Here is a 26,673-nt window from a genome sequence, read left to right as displayed (position 1 = left end):
GGCAGGATGAACGGTCATTCCGGGGCGACGGGCGTCAACGCCTTGACGGCCCGCCCTCCCCTGCCTGTCCCGGCACGATCCCCATCGCGCCGGCGCAGGCTCAGGCCAGCACCTGGTAGCAGGGCTGGTATTCGCCGGAGATCTTCATCCGGCGCTGTTCGACGAAGGCGCGCAGCAGCGCGTCCAGGGCCTGCATCATGTCCGGGTCACCATGGATCTGGAACGGCCCGAACTGCTCGATGCGGCGCATGCCGTCTTCCTTCACGTTGCCGGCAACGATGCCCGAGAACGCCCGACGCAGGTCGGCCGCCAGCGCGTGCGGGGCACGTCCGTGGTGCAGGTCCAGCGCGGCCATTGCCTCGTGGGTCGGCACGAACGGCTGCTGGTATTCCCACGGAATCTCGATCGACCAGTTGAAGAAGAACGAGTCCTTCTGTGCCAGGCGGTGCTCACGCACGCGCTTGATGCCGTTGGCCATCTTCTTGGCCACCGCCACCGGGTCGCCAATGACGATCTCGTAGCGCTCGGCGGCCGCATCGCCCAGGGTCAGGCGGATGAAGCGGTCGATCTGCTCGAAGTACGGCGCTGCCACCGTCGGGCCGGTCAGGATCAGCGGGAACGGCAGGTCCTTGTTTTCCTCGCGCAGCAGGATGCCGAGCAGGTACAGGATTTCCTCGGCGGTGCCGACGCCACCGGCGAACACGATGATGCCGTGGCCGATGCGGACGAAGGCCTCCAGACGCTTCTCGATGTCCGGCATGATCACCAGGTGGTTGACGATCGGGTTCGGCGACTCGGCCGCGATGATGCCCGGCTCGGTCAGGCCGATGTAACGCGTCACCGTACGGCGCTGCTTGGCGTGAGCAATCGTGGCGCCCTTCATCGGGCCCTTCATCGCACCTGGACCGCAGCCGGTGCAGATGTCCAGGCCGCGCAGGCCCAGCTCATAACCCACCTGCTTGGTGTACAGGTACTCGTCGCGCGAGATCGAATGGCCACCCCAGCACACGACCAGGTTCGGGTCGCCCGGGTTGAGGATGCGCGCATTGCGCAGCAGGCCGAACACCGCGTTGGTGATGCCCTCGGACGACTCCAGCTCGGCCGCGTAGGCCGGGCCCATCTCGATGGCCATGTAGGCCAGGTCACGCACCACGGCGAACAGCAGTTCGGCGACGCCGCGGATGATCTCGCCATCGACGAAGGCCATCGCCGGTGCATTGACCAGGTCGATGCGCACGCCGCGATCCTGCTGCGCCACCTGGATGTCGAAATCGGGATACAGATCGCGCGCCGCGCGCGGATCGTCAGAGGCGCTGCCGCTGGTCAGCACGGCCAGCGCGCAGCGGCGCAGCAGCTCGTGCATACCGCCGGCAGACGCATCGCGCAGGCGGGCCACTTCGGCCCGCGACAGCACATCCAGCCCACCGCGCGGGTAGATCCGCGCATCCTGCACCGGCAGTGCACGGGCTGATTTTTCGTTCGTGGTCATGTCCAATTTTTCGCTTCCTTCAAGGTTTCCGACTGTACTGCCGCCCCCTTAAAAAGCAAAACGGCCGGGAAGCCCGACCGTTGGATGTGTGCTTCCCGCGTTCGCCTTTCCGGGACCGCATCGGCGGCGTTGGCACCGCGCACATTTCCGGATGCTACGCCGATGCCAGATGACCTGCAAGGACTTTCGCATGAACGGAAAACGGCCGGGTTTCCCCGGCCGTTTTCACTTACTGCTTCAGGCTCTGATGGATCAGAACTTGTACTTCACGGTCAGCTGCATCGACCAGCGCGACACGGCGGTGTTGCCCTTGTCGTTGTTGTTTTCCTGGACCGAGGAATCATCCGCACCGGTGAACGAGTACACGTACTTGCCGGTGGCCGGATCGATACCTGCGAAGTTGCCCACGCGACGGGTGGCGTAGAAGCCGTAGTCGTCGATCAGGCCCCACTTCTTGTTGAGCAGGTTGCCGACATTCATGATGTCCAGCGCGATTTCACCCTTGTGGGTCTTCGCGAAGCCCGGGAACTCCTGGCTGATGCGGACATCGAAGCTGTTGACCCACTTGGCGCGGTGCTGGTTGGCCGGCACCGTGCTGCCACGGTAAGCATCGAGTTCCGGATTCTGCGCCAGCCAGTCGAAGAACTTCTGCTCCATGGTTGCACCACCCACGAAGATCACGTCGCCCGGGCCCTTCGGCACGTAGAACAGGTCGTTGCCGATTGCGCTGTCGCCGTTGGCATCGTTGTAGAACACGTAGCTGTACGGACGGCCCGAACGGCCTTCATAGAACAGACCGACGCGGGTGGCGTTGTCACCGAAGAAGTTGTGCTTCCACTCCAGGGTACCGGTGACACGGTCCTTGATCGCATAGCGCGAGTTGTACGCGATGTTCTCGTTGGCGTTCAGGATCTGGGTGTTGTTCCAGTTCGAGGTGTTCTGCGAGCTGGTCAGCGGGCTCACTTCCTTCGACTGGGTGTAGGTGTAACCCAGCGACCAGCCCCAGTTCTCGGTCAGCGGCTTGGCCAGCGAGAAGGTCGCCTGGCTGCCACGGCCCTTGTTGGTGTTGCGCAGGAGCAGCACGTCGCCGATGTTGTTCGGGCGGTAGTTGCGGTTCAGCACGCCGTTGGTGCCGTTCTCCATGCCCAGGTTGTCGCCGCTGCGGTTGTCGATCTTGCTGTTGGCCTGGTTCAGGCCCTTGTCGTTCCAGTAGATCTCACGACCGTCCTGTGCGGACACGTAGGTCGGGCCATTGCCCTTGCCATTGGTCAGGTCCAGGCGCTCGAAGTACAGGCCATCCTTGACCTTGGTGAACAGCAGTTCGGCCGACGCCACGATGCCATACCACGGCAGTTCGTGATCGAAGGCCAGGTTGGCCTTCCATACCGACGGCAGGCGGGTGCCCGGGTTGATGATGTCGACGTTCTGGCGGGCGATGATCTTCGACGGATCCGGGATGAACGGATTGTCGGCATCGACGCTGAAGCCACCCGGATTGCCGCTGACGTTGTACTCAACGTAGTTCAGGCCGGTGTTCTGGTACGCACCTGCCAGCCACACGTTCGGGGCTGCACCGCCGAACAGGCCTACGCCACCGCGCAGCTGGGTCGGGCGATCGCTGTCGAAGGTGTAGTTGAAGCCAACACGCGGCTGGATCAGGCTCTTGTCCACCAGCTTGGTGTTGTTGTAACCATACAGCGTCTGGATGTCGGCGTTGTACTTGGTCTGGCTGGTGAAGTCCGGGATGTCCACGCGGACGCCGAACATCAGGCTCAGGTTGTAGTTGACCGCCCAGGTATCCTGGATGAACAGACCGGTGTTCTTCAGGTGGAACTTGGCCGGAATGTCATCCAGGCTGCCGCCCGGACGCGGAACGCGCAGCTGGTAGCCGTTCGCGGTGCCCTTCAGGAACGAGGCCAGGTCACGGAAGTCATACGCGCCGTACAGGTTGCGGCCGTAGAAGTTCATCAGGTCGTTGTCGGTGTAATCGAAACCGAACTTGATGGTGTGGTCACCGACGTACCAGGTACCGGCACCGAAGGCGCTCAGTTCCTTCGACTCGACCAGGTTGGTGTGGGTGTTCTGCTCGGTACCCAGGTACAGCGAGTTGTTGCCGAAACGGACGCGCATCTGCGGCAGGTGCGAGGCAGCGACGCGGTTGGACGAGTAGTCCTTGTGCGAGATCTTGAACTCGGTCGAGAAGTTCTCGGACCAGTCGCTGAACAACTCACCCATCCAGGTTTCGTACTGGGTCGGCTGGGTGTACCAGAAATCGCTCAGCGAGAGTGCGCTGCTGCTGACCTGCGGGAAGCGGACGACGTCCTGCTTCATCTTGTTGTAGCGCAGGGCCGCACGGTGGTTCTCGTTGATGTTCCAGTCCAGCTTGACCGCGTACTCTTCGATCTCGGTCTTGTTGTTCAGGTCGCTGACGCTACCCACCGGATGACCCAGTTCCGCCATGCGCTTCTGCACGGCCGAGATGTCGGCGTCGCTGATGCCCCCCTTCGCCGGATCCTTGTTGTACGGGCTTTCGCTCAGGCTGACGCCGCCACCGCTACGCTCGTACTTTTCGTAGTTGGTGAAGAAGAACAGCTTGTCCTTGACGATCGGGCCGCCGAAGGTCATGCCGTAGGTCTTCTCGTCCTTGAAGCCGTTGAAGTCCGTACGATCACCTTCCAGGCGCGAACGGACCATGTCCTTGTCGCGGTACGAACCGTACACGGTGCCGTGGAACTCATTGGTACCCGACTTGGTCACGGCGTTGATCACCGCACCGGTACCACCAGCGATGGTGGTGTCGTAGTTGGCCAGGTCGATGTTGATTTCCTGGATGGCGTCCATCGACACCGGCTGACGCTCGGTCGGCAGGTTGTTGGAGCCCAGGCCGAACGGATCGGAGGCGCTGATGCCGTCGATGCGGATGGCGTTGTAGCGGGTGTTCTGGCCACCGGCCGAGATCGCACCGTCAGCCTTGCTGACCTGCGAGATGCGCGGGTCCAGGCGGATATAGTCCTGGATGTTGCGGTTGGCCGACGGCAGCGCGTCCATCGTTTCGCGGGTCACGTTGGTGCCGGTACCCATCTTGGTGGCGCTGAACAGGTCCAGGCCGCCGGCGGTGGCGACAACGTTCACGGCGTCCAGGTTGGTCGCGGCCAGGTCGCCGCCGAGGCTGGCGTTGACCGTGTTGACCTGGTTCAGGTTCAGGAAGACACCTTCTTCGGTCTTGGTGCCCTCACCGGACTTGGTGATGGTGATGGTGTACGGGCCACCCACGCGCAGGCCGCGCGCGTTGTAACGACCCGACGCGTCGGTGGTGGCACGCGAAACGGTGCCCGACTCGGTGTGGGTGATAGTGACTTCAGCGCCAGCGACAGGCTGGCCTGCAGAGGACATCACCTGGCCGCCGACACCGGCAGAGGTGCTCTGGGCGAAGGCGGGAGCGGCGGCGAGCGCAGCCACGAGACCAAGGGTGAGCTTGGACATCCGGAGTGGGTGGGTCATTTTTCGGTAGCCTCGATGCGAGTTGGCGATGGCGGAAAAAAAGCGCATCCAAACAGCCCTGCGGGTGGCTGGTCGGACATTTATCTGGGGTTCCCTACCGCTTGGCTGAAGGAAGCCACAACGGTTAACACTAGATTAACACGCTACGCCATCAATGTGACGGTTGTGCGACAAACGGCACCCGATCGCAACGCAATCGTGACGGGTTCTTCACTCCGCCTTTCCCCGGCACTCACTCGGCCGGGGACGCCCCGCTGGCATCGAGAATCCGGCCGCGCCAGGTGGCGCCAGCACCGGACAACAGGGTCACGGCCGCAGCTGCGGCGGCCTCCGGGCCTTGGGCGGCCGGGTCCTGGTCTACGGAATACGCCCGGGCCCGCAGGGCTGTGCGCAGTGGACCGGGGTACAGGCCACTGACCCGTACCGGGCTGCGGCCGAGTTCGTCGTGCAGGCTGGCGATCAGGCCACGCAGGCCATGCTGGGCCACACCGTAACCGCCCCAGTAAGCCTGCCCGACCCGGTCGGGGGCATCGACCGCAAACACCAGCGCCGCATCTTCGCGCTGCCGCAGCAGTGGCAGGCAGGCCTGGGCCAGCCAGGCCGGCGCGGTCAAGGTAACGTGCACCGCGCGGGCGAAACTGGCTGGGTCAGCCAGCTCGAACGGGGTCAGGCCCGGGAAGTGGGCGGCACAGACCAGCAGGCCGTCCAGCCGCCCCAGCTCGCGCTGCAGGGCCTGGGCCAGCTCGGCATAGTCATCGGGGCCGGCGCCTTCCAGGTCCAGCGGGTACAGCAGGGGTTCCGGGCCGACAGCCTGCACCTGGGCGTAGACACGGTCCAGGCGGCGCGGCTTGCGGCCCAGCAGGACCACGGTGGCACCGGCCGCTGCGGCCGCAACGGCCGCCGCACTGCCCAAGCCACCGCCAGCGCCTGCAACCAGCACCACGCGATCCTGCAACGGGCGGCCATCGAGCGCCCCGTCGGCCGGTGACGTCGATGGCCAGGCACTCATCCCTGGGTCGCCTCTTCGACGATGCGCTTGAGCTCGCCGGCTTCGAACAGCTCCAGCACGATGTCGCAGCCGCCGATCAACTCACCGTTGATGAACAGCTGCGGGAAGGTCGGGAGGTTGGAAAAGCGCGGCAGGTTGGCGCGGATCTCGGGCTCTTCCAGTACGTTGACGGTGCGCAGGGTGACCGCGCCGGCCGCCATCAATGCCTGTACGGCGCGGCTGGAGAAGCCGCACATCGGGTATTGCGGGGTGCCCTTCATGAACAGCACGAGCGGGTAACGATCGACCTCGGCCTGGATTTGCTGCATTACCGCCACAACCACACTCCTTGCTTCGCCGGACAAACCGACCGTGATGGTCGGCTAGACTGCCCACGGTAGCCGCCATTGTAAGCGGATGGAACCGGCTGCCGCCGCCCCCTGGCCACGAACCTGTCCATGCCTGTCGAATTGCCTGCCCTGCCCTACCTCTCCGGCTCCCTGCAGCCGCACCTGTCCGCACAGACCGTGGAACTGCATCACGGCCGCCACCATCGCGCCTATGTGGATGCGGTCAATGCCGGCATCCTCGGCACCGAGTGGGAGGAAGCGTCGCTGGAGGAGATCGTCCGCCATGCCCAGGGCATGCTGTTCGATGCCGCCGCCCAGGCCTGGAACCATGGCTTCTACTGGCAGTGCCTGCGCCCGCGCGGCGGCGGTGAGCCGCAGGGGCGGCTGGGCGAGCTGGTCAAGCGCCAGTTCGGCGACGTGCAGCGCCTGCGCGAGGAATTCAACCGCACCGCACTGGGCCTGTTCGGCTCGGGCTGGGTGTGGCTGGTGCAGCATCCGGGCGGGCAGCTGGGCCTGCAGGCCACCCGAAACGCCGGCACGCCATTGACCGGCGAAAGCACCCCACTGCTGTGCTGCGACGTCTGGGAGCACGCCTACTACACGGACTACCAGAATGATCGCGCGCGCTACCTGGACGCGTTCTGGCAGATGGTCAACTGGGAATTCGCCGAAAGCCAGCTGCGCTGAGGCAGCGGCTCCGCCACGGGGTAGTGCCGGCCGCTGGCCGGCATCCCCATACGCGCACGACCATACCCGATCCGCCCGCCAGCGGCCGGCACTACCGGGAAACAGTACGGAGCTTCACGCGCTCTCGTGCGCGGCCACCGCGTCCATCACCCGTGCCGAGTACACCAGCGCGGCGCCTGCATTGAGCGACACTGCCACGCCCAGCGCCTCGGCGATTTCCTCGCGGCTGGCGCCGTGCTTCAGCGCTGCATCCACATGCACGGTGATGCAGCCGTCGCAGCGGGTGGTCACTGCCACGGCCAGCGCGATCAGCTCGCGGGTCTTGGCATCCAGGTGGTTGGTCTGCGTGCCGGCATTGGCCAGGGTGGCATAGCCCTTGACCGTATCCGGCGAGAGCTTGCCGATCTCGCCGATGCGGCCCTTCAGTTCCTTGCGGTAGGCATTCCAGTCGAGCATGGTCGTGACTCCTGTGAAAGGAGCTCCACGCTACCACCGGGAATGTTGCGCCGATGCCTGCACCGGCGCGTCAAAGCGTTGCATTGCCGGCCAGCGGCCGGCGCTACCGGGTTCAGCGGTTGCGCAGCGCGTGTACCGCCGGCGCCACCTGGGCCTGGCGACCCAGCTCCAGGCCCACCTGGTCCAGCGCGTCGGCCAGTGCTGCGGCATCGTCATCGCGCAATGTGGCATGCCCCACCTTGCGACCTTCGCGCGGCTCCTTGCCATAGTCATGCCAGTGCCCGCTGGCCTGGGCCAGCACCGGCGCCGGGTCGGGCATCGCGCCCAGCCAGTTCAGCATGCAGGCATGGCCGAGCATGCGGGTGCTGCCCAGCGGCAGGCCCAGCACAGCGCGCAGGTGATTCTCGAACTGCGAGGTCTCGCTGCCTTCGATGGTCCAGTGGCCGGAGTTGTGCACGCGCGGCGCCATCTCGTTGGCCAACAGCTCGCCATCGCGGCAGAACAGCTCCAGCGCGAACACACCGACATACTGCAGGTGCTCCGCAATGCGGCGGGCATAGCCGATCGCGGCCTCGTGCTCGGCGGCCGACAACTCGGCCGGGGCCACGCTGGCCGACAGCACGCCGTCGACGTGCCAGTTGCCGGTGACCGGCCAGGCCTCGAAGCTGCCATCGCGGCCACGCACGGCAACCACGCTGACCTCCCGCTGGAAGGCCACGAAGCCTTCCAGGATCAGACCAGTACGCTCGACCTGCGCACCCAGCGCATCCCATGCGGCATCGATGTCGGCCTCGCTGCGCAGGCGGAACTGCCCCTTGCCGTCGTAACCGAGGCGGCGGGTCTTGAGGATGCACGGCAGACCGAACTCGGCAGCCTTCGCGGCCAACTCGTCACGGCTGCGGATGTCAGCGAAGGCCGGCAGCGGAATGCCCAGCTGCTGGAACAGGGTCTTCTCGCTCAACCGGTCCTGGGCCACGGCCAGTGCGGCCGGCGGCGGGTAGACCGGCACGCGGTCGGCCAGGAACTGCGCGCTGTCGGCCGGCACGTTCTCGAAATCGAACGTGACCACGTCGACCTTGGCCGCGAAATCCGCCAGCGCCTGGCGGTCATCGAAGGCACCGACGGTGAGCGGCGCCAGCGGGCCGCTGCAGGCGTCGGCTGCGGGGTCGTACAGTTCGAAGCGCAATCCCAGCGGCGCACCGGCCAGTACCATCATGCGGGCGAGCTGGCCGCCACCCAGGATGCCTACGGTCAGGCTCATTGGCGCGGATCGTCGTGGGCCATCACGTCTTCGGTCTGGCGTGCGCGGAACGCGTCGAGCGCCTGGCCGATCGCCGGCTGGTCACTGGCCAGCATCGCGGCGGCGAACAGCGCGGCGTTGGAGGCGCCGGCATTGCCGATGGCGAAGGTGGCGACCGGGATGCCGGCTGGCATCTGCACGATCGACAGCAGCGAATCCATGCCGTTGAGGGCCTTGGACTGCACCGGCACGCCCAGCACCGGCACGGCGGTCTTGGCGGCGATCATGCCCGGCAGGTGCGCGGCCCCGCCGGCACCGGCGATGATCGCGCGCAGGCCACGCGGGCCCGCCTGCTCGGCGTAACTGAACAACACATCCGGCGTCCGATGCGCGGACACTACCTTCACTTCGAACGGAACACCCAGAGCTTCAAGCTTCTGGGCGGCGTGCTGCATGGTTTCCCAGTCGGAACGGGAACCCATGACGATGCCGACAAGCGGCGCGATCGGGTTGGGGGTCATTGGCCGTCACCTGCCTTAAAGACGTATTCTAGCCGTCTTCCACGCAAGACGAAGAACCATGGATCGCAAGCTGCTCGACCTGCTGGTGTCGCCGGACACCCGCCAGCCCCTGTCCCTGCTGGATGGCAAGGGCCTGGAAGCCCTCAACAAGGCCATTTCCACCGGCGCGGTGAACAAGGCCGATGGCAACCCGCTGGCGCAGCCGCTGCGCGAAGCGCTGGTCACCCGCGACCGCAAGCAGGTGTTCCGCGTTGACGACGGCATCCCGGTGCTGCTGGCCGAGGAAGCCATCCCGACCGCCCAGATCGCCGACTTCCCGGCCGCATGAGCGCGCTGCCGACGCCGGATGCGGCCGTTGTCGCCGCCGATGTCGCGCGTGCGCTGGCCGAGGACCTGGGCAGCGGCGACGTCACCGCCGCCCTGCTGCCCGACCAGGCCGACAGCGCCTACCTGTTGTGCAAGCAGGACGGGGTGATCGCCGGCCGCCCCTGGTTCGACGCCACCCACCGCGCGCTCGATCCGGACGTGCGCATCGAATGGCATGTCTCCGAGGGCGACACGGTCACCGCCGGCACCGTACTGGCGCTGCTGCACGGGCGCAGCCGCAGCCTGGTGAGCGCCGAGCGCACTTCGCTGAACTTCCTGCAGACGCTGTCCGGCACCGCCACGACCACCGCGCGCTACGTGGCGGCCGTGGCCGGCACCGGCACGCGCATCCTCGACACCCGCAAGACCCTGCCCGGCCTGCGCCTGGCGCAGAAGTACGCGGTGCGCTGCGGCGGTGGAGAGAACCATCGTTTCGGCCTGTACGACACGGTGATGCTGAAGGAAAACCACATCCGCGCTGCCGGTTCACTGGCCGCAGCCGTGGCTGCCGCACGCCGGCAATGGCCTGGGTTGCCGCTGGTGGTCGAGGTCGAGGATCTTGCGCAACTGCGCCAGGCGCTGGAGGCTGGTTGCGAACGCATCCTGCTGGATGACTTCAGCCCCGACCTGCGCCGCGAGGCGGTGCGCATCACGGCGGGCCGCATTCCGCTGGAAGTGTCCGGCAGCGTGGGCCTGGGTGGCCTGCGTTCGATCGCCGAGGACGGCGTCGACTGCATCTCCATTGGCGGCCTGACCAAGCACGTGCAGGCGATTGATCTGTCGCTGAAGCTGGGCCCGCCGCCGGGCTGAGGCCTGACCCGGTTCTCACACCCGGCGTTCACGACAGCGCTGCGACGCTGCGGTCATCCCCCACAGGAGCCGCGCATGCGCCGGATGCTCTTGCCTGCCTGCCTGCTGCTGGCCGCAGCCCCCTTGTCCGCAGCGGCCGCCGAAGCCTGCGATGTGCCGCCCCGCTTCGGCCTGAGCCCGTTGGCGGTGGCCATCCGCAATACCGCCTGCAACGAGCACCGGCTGTGGTTCCGGCCCTTCATTGATCGCGATGGCCGCGCCGCCAGCCTCAGTGTCACCGAGGCCGAAAGCGATCACCTGGCCGACAACGGCCTGATCGCCTGGCAGCGCGTGGCCGGCTACTGGCGCAACAGCGGCACGCTCAACGCAATGGGCAGCATCGCTGGCGCCAGCAGCTGCCTGGCACCGCTGGGTACGCGCTACACCGACAGCGACTGCCGCGCCTTCCTGGTCGACAACCCGTGGTCGGCCGCGTTCATTTCCTGGGTGATGGTGCAGTCCGGCGTTCCTGGCTTCAACACCTCGCCACGCCACATCGACTACATCCGTGCCGCGTACCAGGGCGGCCCCTCGGGCGTGCCGTACCGATTGGTCGATCCCGCGACCGCAAAGCCCGCACCGGGCGACCTGCTGTGCTTCCTGCGCGACCGCAGCACCACGCTCAGCTACAGCGGGCTGGTGCAGGCACTCGGCAATGGCTCGGTGGGCCACTGGAAATCACATTGCGAAGTGGTGGTAGCGGCCAATCTTGGCGGCGACCAGACCCTGTACCTGGTCGGTGGCAACGTGATGAACAACGTGGCGATGCGGTTGCTGCCGCTGGACCGCACCGGGCTGATCAAGCTGCCGCCCGCGCGCGAACGCAACAGCACCGGCATCGACCCCAGCTGCACGCCGGGCCGCGAGGACGAATGCAGCTTCAACCGGCAGGACTGGGCAGCGCTGCTGCAGTTGACCGCCACATCACCGCTGGTGATGCCCTCTCCCACTGCGACGCCGATGCAGCCCGCCCCGACACCGCAACCGGTCATCGTGCCCGCGCAACCGGTATCCAGCGAACCGCAGCCGCGGCGGTGAATCCAGCGCTTGATCCAGCGCTCGTTCGCCGCCATCTTTGCGGAATCGACCTCTGACGGCTGACGCCATGCCCACCCTGCTGCTGTTGCTGATTGCCGGCGGAATCATCTACTTCTTCTGGAACGCTGCGCGTTCGGCCGCCGAGCGCGCGGTCGAGCTGGGTCGCAATGCCTGCCGCGCAGCCGACGTGCAATGGCTGGACCAGGCGGTGCATGCCACCGGCCTGCGCCTGTCGCGCGGCGAGGATGGCCGGCTCGGTTTCGAGCGCACGTTCAAGTTCGAGTATTCCTACGATGGCATCGATCGCCACGTGGGCCGCATGGTGCTGCGCGGCGACCAGTTGATCTCGTTCACTGGCCCGGGAGCGGCGCGGATCAGCCAGATCCGGCCGGATGCGGAGGATGCCGAGGATGTCTAAGGGCTTTGAGTGCCGACCAACGGTCGGCACCCACCGGTAAATCCTGTAAAGGAAAACGCCGCCCATCGGGGCGGCGTCAGAGGGATTACTTGACCACGCGCAGGTTCGGACGACCCTTGGGCGGCGGACTCGCCGGCGGGGTATCGTCCGGCGGCGTGCCTTCCTCGTGCAGCAGTTCGTCGCTGGTCGGCGCAGTTTCGCTGCCCGGAATGTCATCCGGCAGTGCCATGCCCTGCCCGGTCTCGCGGGCGTAGACGGCCAGCACGGCGCTGATCGGCACCTGCACCGGGTAGCTGGTGCCGGAGAAGCGCGCCGAGAAGCTCACCATCTCGTTGTCGATCATCAACCGCACGACAGCACGTTCGGCGATGTTGAGCACAACCCGGCCATCCTTGACCGCCGAAGGCGGGACCTGCACGCCGGGGACGCCGGCGTCGACCAGGATGTGCGGGGTCAGCTGGTTGTCGTTGATCCATTCCACCAGCGCCCGCAGCAGGTACGGGCGGTGGCTGGTCATGTGGAAGAAGTCTTCGGTCATGCGTGAAGTGTACGCGCCCGGCGCCCCGCCGGGGCGGATCGCCTGCACGCCGGTCGGCGTGCAGACGGGTAAAGCAAGACGGGATCAGCCCGGCAGATCGCGCAGCTTCTTTTCCTGGTCGGTCAGGCTGCGGACAAAACCCGGGTGGCGGAAGATGCGGTTGCCGTAGTCTTCAATCGCCTTGCCGTCCTTCGGCAGCGGCACATCCAGCGACTGCAGGCGCCAGATGATCGGCGCCATCGCGCAGTCGGCCAGGCTCATTTCCGGGTTGAGGAAGAACTTGCTGGCCTTGAACAGCGGCAGCGAGGCCGTCAGCAGTTCTTTCAGGCGCTTGCGACCGGCCTCGGCCTGGGTCTTGTTGCCCAGCTGGATGGCCTGCACCTGCGGCACCCAGTCGTGCTCGATGCGCAGCATGGCCAACCGGATGCGGGCACGCGACAGCGGATCGACCGGCATCAGCGGCGGATGCGGATAGCGCTCATCGAGGTATTCGCTGACCACCGACGCGGCGTAAAGCACCAGTTCGCGTTCGACCAGGGTCGGCACCGAGTGGTACGGATTGAGGTCGATCAGGTCTTCAGGCGGGTTCTGCGGATCGACCGGAACGAAGTCGAACGTGACCCCTTTCGCCGCCAGCACCAGGCGTACACGGTGGCACAGTACATCGTCGTTCGAGGAAAACAGCGTCAGTGTATTGCGCATGCGTACGCTCGCCGCCATCAAAGGCTCTCCCACGACAGGAGACCGCCTGCCGCATCGGCGCCGCCGGCACCGTGCCAGCGATCGACTCCTCCCCGAGTGTGCAACCGACCATCACAAAAGCCAATAGGCCCGTGCGATGGTCGGCGGCAGATTCAGTGAACGTCCTTCCAGTATTCCTTCTTCAGCAGGTACAGCAGGAAGGTCAGCAGGGCCAGGAACAGGATCACCCACACGCCCAGCTGCTGGCGCTTGAGCGCGGCCGGTTCACCGGCGTATTCGAGGAAGTTGGTGATGTCGCGCACGGCCTGGTCGTACTGTCCGGCATCGACGTTGCCTGGCGTTTCCAGGCGCAGGCCGGTCACCGGCGGGTCCATGCCCGGCGCCTCCGGTTTGCCATGCACGGCATGCTGCAGGCCCTGCATTTCCCACAGCGGGTTGGGCATGGACGCGTTGGCGAACAGCGCGTTGTTCCAGCCCAGCGGCCGGCTGCTGTCCAGGTAGAACGACTTGAGGTAGGTGTAGACCCAGTCACTGCCGCGCACGCGCGCGATCAGGCTGAGGTCCGGCGGCATCTTGCCGAACCACTTCTCGGCGTTCTCCTTGGGCATCGCCACCGGGATCGGGTCGCCGATCGCCGAGCCGGTGAAGTTGAGGTTGTTCATCACCTCTTCCTCGGTCAGGCCCAGGTCCTGCGCCATCCGCGAATAGCGCAGGTACTTCAGCGCATGGCAGCCGGAGCAGTAGTTCATGTACAGCTGCGCGCCGCGCTGCAGCGAGGCGCGGTCACCGAGATCGTTGCCGGCCTGCAGCAGCTTGGTGCCGCCTTCGGCGGCGGAGGCCAGGAAACTGCCCAGCATCAGGGCGGCCGTCAGGGCCAGCCGGACCATCCAGCGTTCAGTCATGGGTGGTCACCCTCTCCGGTACCGGCTTGGTCCTGTCCAACCTTGTCCATAGCGGCATGGTGATGAAGAACGCGAAGTACAGGAAGGTCAGCACCCGCCCGATGTAGGTCTCGTGCACGTCGGTGCCTGGGCCGGAACCGATCACGCCCAGCCAGACGAAGCACACCGCCAGTACGCCCAGCATCACCTTCGAGATCCAGCCGCGGTAGCGCACCGATTTCACCTTCGCCTTGTCCAGCCACGGCACCAGGAACAGGATCGCGATGGCCGAGAACATAACCAGCACGCCGCCCAGCTTGTTCGGCACCACGCGCAACATCGCGTAGTACGGCGTGTAGTACCAGACCGGCTTGATGTGCTCCGGGGTCACCAGGCGGTTGGCCTCGGTGAAGTTGTCGTGCTCCAGGAACAGGCCGCCGAAACCGGGCGCGAAGAAGATGATGAAGGCGGCGATGATCAGCAGGAAACCGGCGCCGACGCCATCCTTGAGCGTGTAATAAGGATGGAACGGGATACCGTCAGCCGGGGCGTTCGGCGACCAGCGGTTGCCCTTCGGCCCCTTCTTGATCTCCACGCCATCGGGATTGTTCGAACCCACTTCGTGCAGCGCGCCCAGGTGCAGCACCACCAGCAGCAACAGCACCAACGGCAATGCGATGACATGCAGCGCGAAGAAGCGATTGAGCGTGGCGTCACTGGGCAGGTAGTCGCCCATGATCCACTCGGTCAGGCCGTTGCCGATCACCGGTATCGCGCCGAACAGCGAGATGATCACCTTGGCGCCCCAGAACGACATCTGGCCCCACGGCAGCACGTAGCCCATGAACGCTTCGGCCATCAGCACCAGGTAGATCAGCATGCCCAGGATCCACACCAGCTCGCGCGGCTTCTGGTAACTGCCGTACAGCAGGCCGCGGAACATGTGCAGGTAGACCACGATGAAGAACAGCGAGGCCCCGGTGGAGTGCATGTAGCGGATCAACCAGCCCCACTCCACATCACGCATGATGTATTCGATGGAACCGAACGCCTCGGCGGCGTTGGTCTTGTAGTGCATCGTCAGGAAGATGCCGGTGACGATCTGGTTGACCAGCACCAGCAGCGCCAGCGAACCGAAGTAGTACCAGATGTTGAAGTTCTTCGGCGCGTAGTACTCGCTGACGTGCTTGCGGTACACCGGCATCAGGCCCGGTGCCCGGGCATTGACCCAGTCGGCCACGCCGCTGGCGGTACGGCTGAGGATATTGGCCATCAGGCAGCCCCCTGCGGATCGACACCGATGATGATGGTGTTGTCGTCCTGGTAGTGGTGCGCGGGCACCTTCAGGTTGATCGGCGCCGGCACGTCCTTGAAGACGCGGCCGGACATATCGAAGCGCGACTTGTGGCAGGGGCAGAAGTAGCCGCCCTTCCACTGCGGGTCGTAGGGTTCAGGCCGGATCTCGGCGACCATTTCCGGCGAGCAGCCCAGGTGCGTGCACAGGCCGACCAGCACGGAGATGTCCGGCTTGATCGAGCGCAGCTCGGGGTTCTGCTTCAGCACGTACTCCGGCTGCTGGTCCTTCTCGCCGGACTCGGGGTCCTTGAGACGGCCATCCAGCCCGTGCAGCGCATCGAGGATCGCCTTGGACCGTTTGACGATCCAGATCGGCTGGCCACGCCATTCCACGATCAGGCGTTGGCCTTCCTGCAGGGCGCTGATGTCGGCCACCACCGGTGCGCCGGCAAGCTTGGCGCGGGCACTGGGGTTCCAGGATTTGATGAAAGGAACTGCGGTGAATCCGACGCCGACGGCGCCCACCACGGCTGTGGTGGCAGAAAGAAAACGCCGACGTCCGGTGTTGACTGGATCGTGTACCCCATCGTTGGCCATCCGGCACTCCGATATTGATTAGGTAGCTTTAAGGCTGCCAGCGGATCCGGTGGGGGCCAGAGCCGCATTGAATCACGGTCGAGTGTAGCGGAACCGTCGCGCGCCACACAACGCATTGCAACAACATTGATTGCGGGGTTGCCGGCCAGCGGCCGGTCGGTACCGGCCATTGCCCAGGGGTTGCCGGCCAGCGGCCGGCACTACTGGTGCGTCAATGCGCTGCGGTAACGCTCGGCCAGCTGCCCAACCCGGCGCACGTAGTACTGGGTTTCGCTGTAGGGCGGTACGCCACCATGGCGGTCGACCGCGCCTTCGCCGGCGTTGTAGCCCGCCGCCGCCAGAGTCAGATCGCCATTGAAGCGCTTCAACAACCACGCAAGATACTGCACGCCGCCACGGATGTTCTGCCCGGCATCGTAGGAATCACTGACCCCGAAGCGGGCAGCGGTCGGCGGCATCAGCTGCATCAGGCCCTGCGCACCCGCGCGGCTGAGCGCGGTCGGGTTGTAGGCCGACTCGGCGTGGATGATCGCGCGCACCACAGCCTCTTCCACGCCGAACTCGCGCGCGGCCGAGGTGATCTCGGCCTGGAAGGCCGAGGTGTTCAGGCGCACGGTGCCGAAGTCCACGCGTGGATTGACCCCGCACGCGTAGCAGCGCTCCATGAAGCTGTAGCGGATGGTCCGCACCGGGCCGAGGTTGGCCACCTGGGTCGGGCGCGCACTGGTGTAGTGGCGCACGCCGTCCTTCATGAAGGAATAGACCTGGCCGCTGACCATGCGTCCGGCGCGCGGGGCGACCGGCTGTGCTGGAGCAGCTGCGGGCGCGGATGCAGGTGTCGGCGCGGCCGCTGCCGGCGTTGCGGCGCTCGCGGCAACGGCCACCGGATTGCGTTCAATGCTGGCCACCGCGGTCGGCGTCGGCCTTGGCGCGGCCACCACCGGGCGCGGCGCCGGACGGGTGTCGCGGCTGTAACTGATGGTGCTGCAGCGCGCACCGGCCACCCGCTTGCTCACATAACTGGTGACGCCGTCAGGGCCCTGGCACTTGTACAGGGTTCCGGCGCTGGCCGGCGCAGCGGTCAGCGCAGCGATGATGATCGCCGTTGTCCCCAGTATCCCCTTCATGGCGGCGAGTGTCCCAGCTTCGTCGGGGCTTGCCAAGCGATGTGGCTCAGCCTGTGACCGGCGGCACAGCCAGCACCTGGCCCAGCCCGGCCAAGCGCTGGGCCAGTTCGTCGCGCAGGCCCGGCGGCGTCGTCCACAGCGCCACCGGCACGCGGTCCAGGCTCAGGATCTGCGCCAGCATCATGCCCCGGCTCTCGGCCCCCATGCGCAGCAGGCAGTGCTCGGCGCCATCCGCCTCCAGCACCCCGCACCAGGGCGGAATGCGGCCTTCCAGCTCGGCGCGGCTGCCGGCCAGACGGACGATGGCCTGCAGCGCGAACGGGGCCTGGCTGACCGCCTGCCGCACCATCACGTCCGGCGGCGCCGGGGTGCGCCGGTGCATGCCCGGCTCGGAGCACTCACGCACCTCGCCCATCCGGTCCACGCGCAGGGTGCGCCAGTCCTGCCGGCCCAGATCCCAGGCCAGCAGGTACCAGCGCCGCCCGTAGTTGACCAGGTGCTGGGCCTCGACCTCGCGCTGGGTGACGGCCTCCTGTGCGCTGCGGTATTCGAAGGCCAGCCGCGACGCCTGCCGGCAGTACTGGGCCAGCCGCCCGAGCACGCGCGCATCGGTGGACGGAAGATCGGACAGGGTGGCCGTCGCTGCATGCACCTCGCCGGCCTGCTGGCGGCGACGGGTCGGCACCAGCGGGTCGAGCTTGGACAGCAGGCCACGCGCGGTGTCGTCAATGCCGGCGACGGTGGCCGAGGCCGCGCGCAGGGCGATGGCCAGGGTGGTCGCCTCTTCCTCATCCAACAGCATGGGAAGTACGGGTGCCCCTGCCCCCAGCTGGTAGCCGCCGCCAACCCCGGATGAGGCCTGCACCGGATAGCCCAGTTCGCGCAGGCGCTCGATGTCACGACGGATGCTGCGCCGGTCCACGCCCATGCGCTCGGCCAACTCGGCCCCGGACCACTGGCGACGGGCCTGCAGCAGGGCGATCAGGCGCAACAGTCGATGGGCGGTATGGCGCATGAAGGATCGAGGACAGAAGTCGTCCGCAATAGTGCCCCAGGATGAGCTCCAGTTCACCACCCACCGCAAGGAGCAATGCCATGACATCCCGCCAGATCACCCTGTACCACGCCGCCCGTTCACGCTCGAGCGGCGCCGTGGCCCTGCTCGAAGCGCTGGGTGCCGACTACCGCATGCAGGTGCTGGACCTGAAGGCCGGCGCCAACCTGGCCCCGGCCTACCTGGCCATCAACCCGATGGGCAAGGTACCGGCCATCGTCCACAACGGCGCACTGGTGACCGAGCAGGTGGCGATTTACCTGTACCTGGCCGACCTGTACCCGGAAGCCGGGCTGGCCCCGCCGATCGGCGACGCCCTGCGCGGCCCCTACCTGCGCTGGATGGCCTTCTACGGCGCCTGTTTCGAGCCGGCGATGATCGACAAGGCAATGCACCGCGAGCCGCCGCCGCGCCTGATGTCGCCCTACAACGACGCGGAGACGGTGCTGCAGGTGATCGAAGCCCAGCTGGCACAGGGGCCGTACCTGCTCGGCGAGACGATGAGCGCCGCCGACGTGCTGTGGGGCAATGCGCTGGCCTGGACCACCGCCTTTGGCCTGGTGCAGCCGGCGCCGGCAACGGCTGATTACATTGCACGGATGAGTGCGATGACCGCTTTCGACCGTTCGCGGCAGATCGATGCGGAGCTGGCAGCGGCCTGAGGCATGCCGACGGGCGCGGCCGGGCGCTACCGGGGGGCGGACCCGGAATTCCAGTAGATCCACGCCATGCGTGGATGACCCGCCCGCCGTGCCTGCGGGACGGAAAGCAGCCAGGCATGGCCTGGCTCTACTGGGCCGGCGCACGCGCTGGGATGCGGGTAGAATTGCCCGCTTTCCCGCCACCCGAATGGATTAAGCGCCATGACCGGGACGCCAGACGTCTTTCCGCCCGCCACGCCGGGCGGTACCCCGCTCGTTGCCCTGCCCACCGGTCCGCGCAAGCCCGACCAGGTGAAAGGCAAGCTGTACATCAAGACCCACGGTTGCCAGATGAACGAGTACGACTCGGCCAAGATGGCCGACGTGCTTGCCGCCAGCGATGGGCTGGAACTGACCGACAGCCCGGACGACGCCGACGTCATCCTGGTCAATACCTGCTCCATCCGCGAGAAAGCGCAGGAGAAGGTGTTCAGCCAGCTGGGCGTATGGAAGGGCCTGAAGAACAAGGGCCGCGAGGTCATCATCGGCGTGGGCGGCTGCGTCGCTTCGCAGGAAGGCGAGGCAATCATCAAGCGCGCGCCGTTCGTCGACCTGGTGTTCGGCCCGCAGACCCTGCACCGCCTGCCGGAACTGATCCGTGCACGGCGCGAGCAGAAGCGCCCGCAGGTGGACATCAGCTTCCCCGAGATCGAGAAGTTCGACCGCCTGCCCGAGCCACGCGCCGAAGGTGCTTCGGCCTTCGTCTCGATCATGGAAGGTTGTTCCAAGTACTGCTCGTTCTGCGTGGTGCCCTACACCCGCGGTACCGAAGTCAGCCGCCCGTTCGAGGACGTGGTGGTGGAGGTGGCGCAGCTGGCTGCACAGGGCGTGCGTGAGATCAACCTGCTCGGCCAGAACGTCAACGCCTACCGTGGGCCCTATGGGGACGGCGAGTTCGCCGACCTCGGCCTGCTGATCCGCACCATCGCCGAGATCGATGGCGTCGGCCGCATCCGCTTCACCACCTCGCATCCGCTGGAGTTCAGCGATTCGCTGATCGACGCGTTCCGCGACGTGCCGCAGCTGGCCAACTTCCTGCACCTGCCGGTACAAGCAGGCAGCGACCGCGTGCTGTCGGCGATGAAGCGTGGCTACACCGCACTGGAATTCAAGTCGAAGATCCGCAAGCTGCGCGCGGTGCGCCCGGACATCTCGATCAGCTCGGACTTCATCGTCGGTTTCCCCGGCGAGACCGATGCCGACTTCGAGAAGACCATGAAGCTGATCGAGGACATCGGCTTCGACCACAGCTTCTCCTTCATCTATTCGCGTCGCCCGGGTACACCGGCTGCGGATCTGGAGGACACGATCAGCGATGCCGAGAAGCACGCGCGCCTGTCGCGCCTGCAGGAACGCATCAATGCGCACGCTGCCGGCATTTCCGAAAAGATGGTCGGTACCGTGCAGACGGTGCTGGTGGAAGGTCCTTCGCGGAAGAACCCGAACGAACTGACCGGCAAGACCGAGAACATGCGTTCGGTGAACTTCCCGGCGCCGGCACGGTTGATCGGCCAGTTCGTGGACGTGGTGATCACCGAAGCGCTGACCAATTCGCTGCGCGCGCGGGTGGTGGCGGAATAAGGTTAGGGTGTGCCGACCAACGGTCGGCACCCACCGGAGTTGATGCCAGCCAGCAGCCGGCACTACCGGATGGCATTCCCTAATCCAATCGCTTGCGGAAACGCAGGATCGCCAGAGTCATCATCACCACGATGAAGGCCAGCAGCGCCAGTGCATCGTGCCACAGCTCCCACAGCGAGGCGCCGCGCAGCATGATGCCGCGCACCAGGCGCAGGAAGTGGGTCAGCGGCAGCACTTCGGCCAGCCACTGCACCGGCCGTGGCATGCCGGCGAACGGGAACATGAAGCCCGACAGCAGGATCGACGGCAGGAACAGGAACAACGTCATCTGCATCGCCTGGAACTGCGAGCGCGCGCGCGTTGAGATCAGCAGGCCCAGCGCCAGGTTGGCCAGCACCAGCAGCACCGCGGCCAGATAGATGTCCAGCAGGCTGCCGCGGATCGGCACCTGGAACAGCCAGGTGCCCAGCACCAGTACCAGCGTGGTCTGCAGCAGACCGATGGCCGCATAGGGCAGCACCTTGCCGACCATCAGTTCGCTGCGCGACACCGGTGTGGCGATCAGCAGTTCCATGTTGCCGCGCTCGCGTTCACGCACCACCGCTACGGCCGTGAACATCACCAGGGTCATGGTCAGGATCACCCCGATCAGGCCCGGCACGATGTTCACCGCCGAACGCCGCTGCGGGTTGTAGAAACTGGTCACGCTGATCGGACCACCAGCGATGCTGCCTTCGCGCAGCGGCCGCGTGTTGCTGGCAGGGCGCGTATCCAGCGGCACCTGTGCCAGCTGGATCGCTGCGCTCTGTACAACGGTGTCGCTGCCATCGACGAGTACCTGCACTGCCTCACGGCCATCGAAACGGCGCCGCTCGAAGTCGGCCGGCACCACGATGCCGACACTGATTTCGCCACGGCGCAGCGCCTGCATCAGTTGATCGGGCGTGTACGCCTCGCTGCGCGGCGTGATCACGCCGGTGGCGACCATGTCCTGCACCAGCGCGCGTGACGCCGCGCTGTTGGCCTGGTCGGCGACACCGGCGTTGAGATGGCGCAGGTTGAGATTGATCGCGTAGCCGAACAGCAGCAGCTGCATCACCGGAATGCCGACGATCATCGCCAGCGTGATGCGGTCGCGGCGCAGCTGCCGCAGCTCCTTGAGCATGATCGCCCACAGGCGGCGCAGGTTCATGCCGCCGGCTCCCGGCCACGGCCGCGGGTGGCCGCCACGAACACGTCTTCCAGGTTCGGTGCCACCGCCTCAATGCTGGCCTGCGGATCGGCACCGGCCAGTGCACGGCGCAGCTCGGCAACATCTGCCATCTCCTCACTGCACAGCACGCGCAGCTGAGTGCCGATCTGCGCCACGCTCAGCACGCCAGGCAATGCGGCCAGCGCGCGGCTGGCCTGACGCGGTTGCACTGACGTGACCTGCAACGTGCGGCCTTGCAGCTGTGCACACAGTTCGTCCGGCGTGCCGTCGGCCACCAGTGCGCCACGATCGAGAATCGCCAGCCGGTGGCAGCGCTCGGCCTCGTCCATGTAATGGGTTGAAACCAGAACGGTGGTACCGGCGTCGGCCAGCTCGAACAGGGCTTCCCAGAAATCGCGGCGCGATTCCGGATCGACCGCACTGGTCGGCTCGTCCAGGAACAGCAGTTCCGGCCCATGTATCACCGCACCGGCCAGCGCCAGGCGCTGCTTCTGCCCACCACTGAGGGTGCCGGCCAACTGCGGCTGCCGGTCCTGCAGACGGTACTGCTGCAGCAGCGCCTCGATCCGCTGCCGGGCCTGCGCACGCGGCAGGTCTTGGATGGCGGCGAGGAATTCCAGGTTCTCGCGCACCGACAGGTCTTCGTACAGCGAGAAGCGCTGGGTCATGTAGCCGATGCGCCGGCGCAGCGCCTCTGCCTGCTCCGGCACCGCCAGGCCCAGCACCTCGATCTGCCCGGCGCTGGGTTCCAGCAGGCCGCACAGCATGCGGATGGTGGTCGACTTGCCAGACCCGTTCGGGCCCAGAAAACCGTATACCTGTCCGCGCGGTACGGTCAGGTCGACGTTGTCCACGGCCAGCAGCTCGCCGAAGCGGCGGGTCAGGCCCTGCGCATGCACCGCGATGTCCGCACCGGTGTTCAGAAGCGCACCTGTACCGGAAGACCCGCTGGCAGTTTCTGCATATCGCTGTTCCCGTCCACTTCAATCTCGGCCAGATAGCTCAGCCGTTCGACGTCATCGCCGGTCAGTGCGTAGTACGGCGTGAACGATGGTTCGCTACGGATCGCACGTACATGCCCCTTCAGCACGGTGTTGCCGCCTTCCAGCTGTATCTGCGCGGCCTGCCCGACCTTGACCTGCAGACGCAGCGGTTGCGGCAGGTAGACGCGCGCATAGGGGCGCTCGCCGACCAGCATCACTGCCAGCGGCGCACCGATCGGTGCCTGGTCACCCTGCCGGTAGGGCAATGCATCGACTACCCCGTCGCGCGGTGCACGCAACTGCAGCTTCTGCAGGTTCACGCTCTGTACCACCTGCTGTGCCCGTGCGGCATCGGCGGCCGCCTGGCCCTGGGCGATATCCTGCACACGGCTGCCGTGCACCCGCTCCAGCCAGGCCTGCTCGGCAGCACGCACGCTGGCTTCGGCATTGCCGGCGGCGGCGCGTGCTCGATCCAGTTCAGCGGCGGCAATCAAGCGCTGCTGGGCCAACGGCTGGACTCGTCGGTAATAGGCACTTGCTTCGGCAGCCTGTGCGCGCAACGCGGCCAGTTGTGCCTGGGCCTGAGCGATCTGCTCCTGGCGTGGGCCGATCTGCAGTTCTTCCAGCTGCGCCTGCGCACGCGCCGTATCAGCCTGCGCTGCGGCGAACTGCGCGTCTCCCCGCGCCGGGTCCAGCTGCATCAGCACGGTCCCGACCTTGACCTGCTGGCCCTCGCGCACCTCTACCGTGGCGATCACTTCGGCCGCCGGTGCCGGCACCGTGATCCGGTCCCACTCCAGCGTGCCCAGCGCAGTCGGCGTTGACTGCCCACACCCCACCAGCAGGCCGATGCCCGCCAGTCCGATTCCACGCATCCCGTTGCCGATGCCCATGCCATCCCCTCCTGCGACGGCGACACGGTGCCATGTGCCCCGTGCACCCTCAATGATTCCAATCAGCCCTGACGGTTTTTTCACCACGCGTGGGCAAGCCTTTTGCTGCAAGGCTCCGCACCACCTATCCACAGGTTGATTCGGCATCATTCCACAACCGTTGTGGAAATCCGGCAGGACCCGGCGCTGTTGCTCGCCCGGCAACGAAACCTGCACTGCCATCACGATGAATCCCCCCGTGCAGGCCACCCGTGGCAGTGCTGCCGTAGCGACCGGCGACCATGACGTTTTTTTCACCAGGACCTCATGGGCCTTGTGGCACAAGCATTGCGAAGGTCTATCCACAGGTTTCCGCGTGCCCCGTCCACACCGGGTGTGGAAAACGCTGTATCGACCGTCTGCTGGCCGTGTGCCCCGCACGCGCGCTACCCTTGTCCTCCCTGAATACACTGCGGTGGAAGGCGTCCGCCCCACCCAAAGCAATGAAAAGCATCGATCATCGAGACTTCACCCTGTCGCCGGAAGACAACGAGCGACTGGCCAACCTGTGCGGCCCCTTCGACGGGCACCTGCGCCAGATCGAGCTGAAGCTCGGCGTGGAGATCGCAAATCGTGGCTTCGTGTTCCGCATCAGCGGCCCCAACGAAGCCATCGTCGAGGCGCAGAAGCTGGTTGAAGCGCTGTACGCCGAAGCCGGCGAAACGACCTTCGACAACCACGCCATCCACCTCCGCCTGGCGCAGGCCAATGTCGAGCAGATCGCCGAGCGCTCCTACGAAGCACAGGACGTGGCGATCAAGGTCAAGCGCGGCACGGTGCGCGGCCGCGGCGCCAACCAGGGCCGCTACCTGCACCAGATCGCCACCCACGACATCAACTTCGGCATCGGCCCGGCCGGTACCGGCAAGACCTTCCTGGCCGTGGCCAGCGCGGTCGAGGCCCTGAATGAATCGCGGGTGCAGCGCCTGATCCTGGTGCGCCCGGCGGTGGAGGCCGGCGAGAAGCTGGGCTTCCTGCCCGGCGACCTGAGCCAGAAGGTCGATCCCTACCTGCGACCGCTGTACGACGCCCTGTACGAGATGATGGGCGTGGAAAAGGTGGTCAAGCTGCTGGAGAAGAACGTCATCGAGATCGCGCCGCTGGCCTACATGCGCGGCCGCACGCTCAACGATGCGTTCGTGATCCTGGACGAAGCACAGAACACCACCATCGAGCAGATGAAGATGTTCCTGACCCGCCTGGGCTACGGTTCCACTGCGGTGGTCACCGGTGACCTGACCCAGACCGACCTGCCCAAGCACGTGAAGTCCGGCCTGCGCGACGCCATCGACGTGCTGCGTGAGGTCGAGGGCGTCAGCTTCACCTTCTTCGAATCCCGTGACGTGGTCCGCCACCCGCTGGTAGCGCGCATCGTGAGCGCGTACGACCGCCGCGACCTGCATCAGATCCAACCTGGAGCAACTCCATGACCCGTGGTCCCGTGCGATTGGACGTCGCCGTCAGCTATGCCCTGCCGCGCGCCGGCCTGCCGGCGGCAGTGAGCTTCCGCAAGTGGGTGGCCGCCGCGTTGAAGGGCCGCATCCGCGAGGCCGATCTGGCCATCCGCGTGGTCGATGCCAAGGAAGGACAGTCGCTGAACCGCCATTACCGCGGCAAGGACTACGCCACCAACGTGCTCAGCTTCCCGGCCGAAGTGCCCGAAGGCCTGCCCAAGGGCGTCAAATTCCCGCTGCTGGGTGACCTGGTGATCTGTGCTCCGGTCGTGGCACGGGAGGCCGACGAACAGGGCAAGGCACTCAATGCCCATTACGCGCATCTGACCGTGCACGGCGTGCTGCACCTGCTCGGCTGGGACCACGAGGACGACAAGGAAGCCGAGGCGATGGAGCAGCTGGAGCGGGAAATCCTGGCCGAGCTGGGCATCGACGATCCATACGCGGGCGAGCGCTGAGCGGGCCACCGCCCGTCGCCAGGAACACGAGAGGAACAAGGATGACCTCGGGAAACGGCTCAATGATGTTTGTGATCGGCGCCACCTTGTTCGCCATGCTGCTGGTGCTGGGTGCCTATACCGTGCGCCGCATCAGCGCCCACGAACCCAGCGGCAGGCACTGGCTGCTGCGCAGCCTGGCCCTGCTCTCGCCCGTGTGCCTGCTGGCCGGGCTGGCGATCGGCATGATCGGCCCGCACCTCAGCGGACGGTTGGAACCGGCCCATCTCCCCGGTCTGCTTGAAACGTCGATGGTGCTGACGCTGGTGGGTGCACTGACCCTTCCGCTCCTGTGGCGGATGATCGTGCACCGCCGCCTGGGCCGCTCCGTGAACGCACTCCCGTTCTTCCACGCCAGCCGTACCTCGCTGCTGGTGCTGTTCGTGCTGGCTGTGATCTACATGAAAGTGGCCAAGACCGCGGCAGCGGAACTGATGCCCTGGCTGACCAGCCCGGGCCTGTGGCCGGCGGTGGCGCGCATCGCGGGGCAATCGATGCAGGTCGCCATGCTTGCGGTCGTGCTGACCCTCTCACTGATGGTCGTGCGGCGGGCGATGACCGGTTTCCTGCGCCTTCTCACGGGGCTGTTCCGGCGCTCGCCGGGGCTATGATGGCGGCCCTTCGCCTGCGGAAATCGACCGTGTCACTGCGCTGCTGCCTGCCCCTGCTCTGTGCCCTCGCCGCTCCCGCCGCCTTCGCCACCAGCCTGGACCTGCCGGCCCTGATCGAATGCCGCCAGGGCGTGGCCGAGCAGGCCGCGCTGGCGCCGCTGCTGGCCGATCCGCTGAAGGCCGTGGCCCAGGGCCTGCAGCCGCTGCCGCAGGGCAACCAGTTCATGAGCGAGTTCCGGCTGGCCGGCCCGATCACCGTCTTCGGCCAACAGACCGAGCGGGTGGCGGTGGCCGGCGCCAGCATCATGGCGGTGCTCGAGCAGGCCGACCCACGCCCGCTGGCCAAACGGCTGGGATTGGAGACCGGCTACGACCAGGACGGCAAGTTCATGGCCGGCCGCGAACTGGTCAGCCGCGACGTGACCGACCCGAAGACCGGCGAGGCCCAGATCGAGTCGATCATCCTCAGTGTCTCCACCGTGGCCTCCCACCCCGGCAAGACCCTGGCCGGCTGCACCTACAGCCTGGACCTGCCCGAGGAGGAGCCGGCCCCGGCCGCCCCAACCCCGGCCACCGGCAGTCACTGACAGGCCGTCACATCCT

28 protein-coding genes are annotated in these 26,673 nt (G+C 66.4%); 11 read left to right on the top strand and 17 right to left on the bottom strand.

Going from position 1 to position 26,673, the window contains the following annotated elements; all coding sequences use genetic code 11:
• Positions 1-100: 100 nt before the first annotated feature.
• From ppnN to grxD, 4 genes are all read right to left on the bottom strand, one after another.
• Complete coding sequence (gene ppnN, locus ACZLIB_RS07795) at positions 101-1,489, bottom strand: nucleotide 5'-monophosphate nucleosidase PpnN (RefSeq protein ID WP_010486098.1); 1,389 nt, start codon at positions 1,487-1,489, stop codon at positions 101-103.
• A gap of 252 nt (positions 1,490-1,741) precedes the next feature.
• Positions 1,742-4,990, bottom strand: coding sequence for a TonB-dependent receptor (locus tag ACZLIB_RS07790; protein ID WP_478469540.1), 3,249 nt, complete (start codon positions 4,988-4,990; stop codon positions 1,742-1,744).
• A gap of 232 nt (positions 4,991-5,222) precedes the next feature.
• Complete coding sequence (locus tag ACZLIB_RS07785) at positions 5,223-5,999, bottom strand: SDR family NAD(P)-dependent oxidoreductase (protein WP_121503799.1); 777 nt, start codon at positions 5,997-5,999, stop codon at positions 5,223-5,225.
• The gene (gene grxD / locus ACZLIB_RS07780; protein WP_005408852.1) at positions 5,996-6,316 is read right to left on the bottom strand and encodes a Grx4 family monothiol glutaredoxin; all 321 of its coding nucleotides are present in this window, start codon (positions 6,314-6,316) and stop codon (positions 5,996-5,998) included. Before grxD ends, ACZLIB_RS07785 begins: the two co-directional genes overlap by 4 nt.
• 120 nt (positions 6,317-6,436) lie before the next feature.
• Here grxD and ACZLIB_RS07775 point away from each other — a divergent pair, with 120 nt between their 5' ends.
• A complete protein-coding gene (locus ACZLIB_RS07775) occupies positions 6,437-7,015 on the top strand; it encodes a superoxide dismutase (protein WP_121503800.1) in 579 nt (192 codons plus the stop codon).
• Between the two features lie 114 nt (positions 7,016-7,129).
• On the opposite strand, the gene ACZLIB_RS07770 is transcribed toward ACZLIB_RS07775, so the two are convergent.
• The 3 genes from ACZLIB_RS07770 to purE form a co-directional block, all read right to left on the bottom strand.
• Positions 7,130-7,471 carry a carboxymuconolactone decarboxylase family protein gene (locus ACZLIB_RS07770; RefSeq protein WP_478469538.1) on the bottom strand — a complete coding sequence of 114 codons (342 nt, stop codon included), beginning with the start codon at positions 7,469-7,471 and terminating at the stop codon, positions 7,130-7,132.
• A 112-nt stretch (positions 7,472-7,583) separates the two neighbouring features.
• Positions 7,584-8,732 carry a 5-(carboxyamino)imidazole ribonucleotide synthase gene (locus ACZLIB_RS07765; RefSeq protein ID WP_478469537.1) on the bottom strand — a complete coding sequence of 383 codons (1,149 nt, stop codon included), beginning with the start codon at positions 8,730-8,732 and terminating at the stop codon, positions 7,584-7,586.
• Positions 8,729-9,232 (bottom strand): 5-(carboxyamino)imidazole ribonucleotide mutase, encoded by a 504-nt coding sequence (gene purE, locus ACZLIB_RS07760; protein WP_005412808.1) that lies wholly within the window; start codon positions 9,230-9,232, stop codon positions 8,729-8,731. Before purE ends, ACZLIB_RS07765 begins: the two co-directional genes overlap by 4 nt.
• Positions 9,233-9,290: 58 nt before the next feature.
• Between purE and ACZLIB_RS07755 the strand changes: the two genes are divergently transcribed.
• The 4 genes from ACZLIB_RS07755 to ACZLIB_RS07740 all read left to right on the top strand — a co-directional run bounded on the left by ACZLIB_RS07755 (position 9,291) and on the right by ACZLIB_RS07740 (position 11,903).
• A complete protein-coding gene (locus ACZLIB_RS07755; RefSeq protein ID WP_032128883.1) occupies positions 9,291-9,560 on the top strand; it encodes a Trm112 family protein in 270 nt (89 codons plus the stop codon).
• On the top strand, positions 9,557-10,408 hold the full coding sequence (nadC, locus tag ACZLIB_RS07750; RefSeq protein ID WP_049463565.1) for a carboxylating nicotinate-nucleotide diphosphorylase: 852 nt from the start codon (positions 9,557-9,559) through the stop codon (positions 10,406-10,408). The genes ACZLIB_RS07755 and nadC overlap by 4 nt, the downstream gene beginning before the upstream one ends.
• Positions 10,409-10,483: 75 nt before the next feature.
• Positions 10,484-11,485: a DUF2272 domain-containing protein gene (locus tag ACZLIB_RS07745; RefSeq protein ID WP_478469535.1), complete on the top strand. Its 1,002-nt coding sequence runs from the start codon at positions 10,484-10,486 to the stop codon at positions 11,483-11,485.
• A 67-nt stretch (positions 11,486-11,552) separates the two neighbouring features.
• Entirely contained in the window at positions 11,553-11,903 is a 351-nt protein-coding gene (locus ACZLIB_RS07740) for a DUF3301 domain-containing protein (RefSeq protein ID WP_049423257.1), read from the top strand.
• 85 nt (positions 11,904-11,988) lie between these two features.
• Here the strand turns inward: ACZLIB_RS07740 and ACZLIB_RS07735 are convergent, their stop codons facing one another.
• From ACZLIB_RS07735 to ACZLIB_RS07705, 7 genes are all read right to left on the bottom strand, one after another.
• Entirely contained in the window at positions 11,989-12,441 is a 453-nt protein-coding gene (locus tag ACZLIB_RS07735) for a ClpXP protease specificity-enhancing factor (RefSeq protein ID WP_019659028.1), read from the bottom strand.
• Between the two features lie 84 nt (positions 12,442-12,525).
• Positions 12,526-13,161 carry a glutathione S-transferase N-terminal domain-containing protein gene (locus ACZLIB_RS07730; RefSeq protein WP_032128879.1) on the bottom strand — a complete coding sequence of 212 codons (636 nt, stop codon included), beginning with the start codon at positions 13,159-13,161 and terminating at the stop codon, positions 12,526-12,528.
• A gap of 134 nt (positions 13,162-13,295) precedes the next feature.
• The gene (locus ACZLIB_RS07725) at positions 13,296-14,045 is read right to left on the bottom strand and encodes a cytochrome c1 (protein WP_032128878.1); all 750 of its coding nucleotides are present in this window, start codon (positions 14,043-14,045) and stop codon (positions 13,296-13,298) included.
• Complete coding sequence (locus ACZLIB_RS07720; RefSeq protein WP_032128877.1) at positions 14,038-15,297, bottom strand: cytochrome b; 1,260 nt, start codon at positions 15,295-15,297, stop codon at positions 14,038-14,040. The genes ACZLIB_RS07725 and ACZLIB_RS07720 overlap by 8 nt, the downstream gene beginning before the upstream one ends.
• Positions 15,297-15,917, bottom strand: coding sequence for a ubiquinol-cytochrome c reductase iron-sulfur subunit (petA, locus tag ACZLIB_RS07715; RefSeq protein WP_010486121.1), 621 nt, complete (start codon positions 15,915-15,917; stop codon positions 15,297-15,299). The genes ACZLIB_RS07720 and petA overlap by 1 nt, the downstream gene beginning before the upstream one ends.
• Positions 15,918-16,117: 200 nt before the next feature.
• The gene (locus tag ACZLIB_RS07710) at positions 16,118-17,044 is read right to left on the bottom strand and encodes a lytic transglycosylase domain-containing protein (protein WP_180847477.1); all 927 of its coding nucleotides are present in this window, start codon (positions 17,042-17,044) and stop codon (positions 16,118-16,120) included.
• 46 nt (positions 17,045-17,090) lie between these two features.
• Positions 17,091-18,059, bottom strand: a complete 969-nt coding sequence (locus ACZLIB_RS07705) for a helix-turn-helix transcriptional regulator (RefSeq protein ID WP_121503802.1) — start codon at positions 18,057-18,059, stop codon at positions 17,091-17,093.
• 80 nt (positions 18,060-18,139) lie between these two features.
• Between ACZLIB_RS07705 and ACZLIB_RS07700 the strand changes: the two genes are divergently transcribed.
• Both ACZLIB_RS07700 and miaB read left to right on the top strand, forming a co-directional pair.
• Complete coding sequence (locus ACZLIB_RS07700) at positions 18,140-18,760, top strand: glutathione S-transferase family protein (RefSeq protein ID WP_012510589.1); 621 nt, start codon at positions 18,140-18,142, stop codon at positions 18,758-18,760.
• A 201-nt stretch (positions 18,761-18,961) separates the two neighbouring features.
• Entirely contained in the window at positions 18,962-20,380 is a 1,419-nt protein-coding gene (gene miaB, locus ACZLIB_RS07695; RefSeq protein ID WP_049463570.1) for a tRNA (N6-isopentenyl adenosine(37)-C2)-methylthiotransferase MiaB, read from the top strand.
• A 79-nt stretch (positions 20,381-20,459) separates the two neighbouring features.
• On the opposite strand, the gene ACZLIB_RS07690 is transcribed toward miaB, so the two are convergent.
• Genes ACZLIB_RS07690 through ACZLIB_RS07680 form a run of 3 tightly spaced genes read right to left on the bottom strand, consistent with a single transcriptional unit; the run spans position 20,460 to position 23,469 of the window.
• Complete coding sequence (locus tag ACZLIB_RS07690; protein ID WP_154262997.1) at positions 20,460-21,572, bottom strand: ABC transporter permease; 1,113 nt, start codon at positions 21,570-21,572, stop codon at positions 20,460-20,462.
• On the bottom strand, positions 21,569-22,492 hold the full coding sequence (locus ACZLIB_RS07685; protein ID WP_478469532.1) for an ABC transporter ATP-binding protein: 924 nt from the start codon (positions 22,490-22,492) through the stop codon (positions 21,569-21,571). Before ACZLIB_RS07685 ends, ACZLIB_RS07690 begins: the two co-directional genes overlap by 4 nt.
• A gap of 20 nt (positions 22,493-22,512) precedes the next feature.
• The gene (locus tag ACZLIB_RS07680; RefSeq protein WP_049399906.1) at positions 22,513-23,469 is read right to left on the bottom strand and encodes an HlyD family secretion protein; all 957 of its coding nucleotides are present in this window, start codon (positions 23,467-23,469) and stop codon (positions 22,513-22,515) included.
• A gap of 482 nt (positions 23,470-23,951) precedes the next feature.
• Between ACZLIB_RS07680 and ACZLIB_RS07675 the strand changes: the two genes are divergently transcribed.
• Genes ACZLIB_RS07675 through ACZLIB_RS07660 form a run of 4 tightly spaced genes read left to right on the top strand, consistent with a single transcriptional unit; the run spans position 23,952 to position 26,657 of the window.
• A complete protein-coding gene (locus ACZLIB_RS07675; RefSeq protein ID WP_005415936.1) occupies positions 23,952-24,938 on the top strand; it encodes a PhoH family protein in 987 nt (328 codons plus the stop codon).
• The gene (gene ybeY, locus ACZLIB_RS07670; RefSeq protein ID WP_005408831.1) at positions 24,935-25,420 is read left to right on the top strand and encodes an rRNA maturation RNase YbeY; all 486 of its coding nucleotides are present in this window, start codon (positions 24,935-24,937) and stop codon (positions 25,418-25,420) included. The genes ACZLIB_RS07675 and ybeY overlap by 4 nt, the downstream gene beginning before the upstream one ends.
• A 41-nt stretch (positions 25,421-25,461) precedes the next feature.
• On the top strand, positions 25,462-26,070 hold the full coding sequence (locus tag ACZLIB_RS07665) for a hypothetical protein (RefSeq protein ID WP_478469531.1): 609 nt from the start codon (positions 25,462-25,464) through the stop codon (positions 26,068-26,070).
• Positions 26,070-26,657: a hypothetical protein gene (locus ACZLIB_RS07660; protein WP_478469530.1), complete on the top strand. Its 588-nt coding sequence runs from the start codon at positions 26,070-26,072 to the stop codon at positions 26,655-26,657. Before ACZLIB_RS07665 ends, ACZLIB_RS07660 begins: the two co-directional genes overlap by 1 nt.
• The last annotated feature ends 16 nt before the right edge of the window (positions 26,658-26,673 follow it).

The sequence above is a fragment of the Stenotrophomonas sp. 220_Sma genome (genome assembly GCF_056487375.1).
Note: the sequence above shows the minus strand (reverse complement) of the source record. Positions and strands in the feature narration are given on the sequence as shown.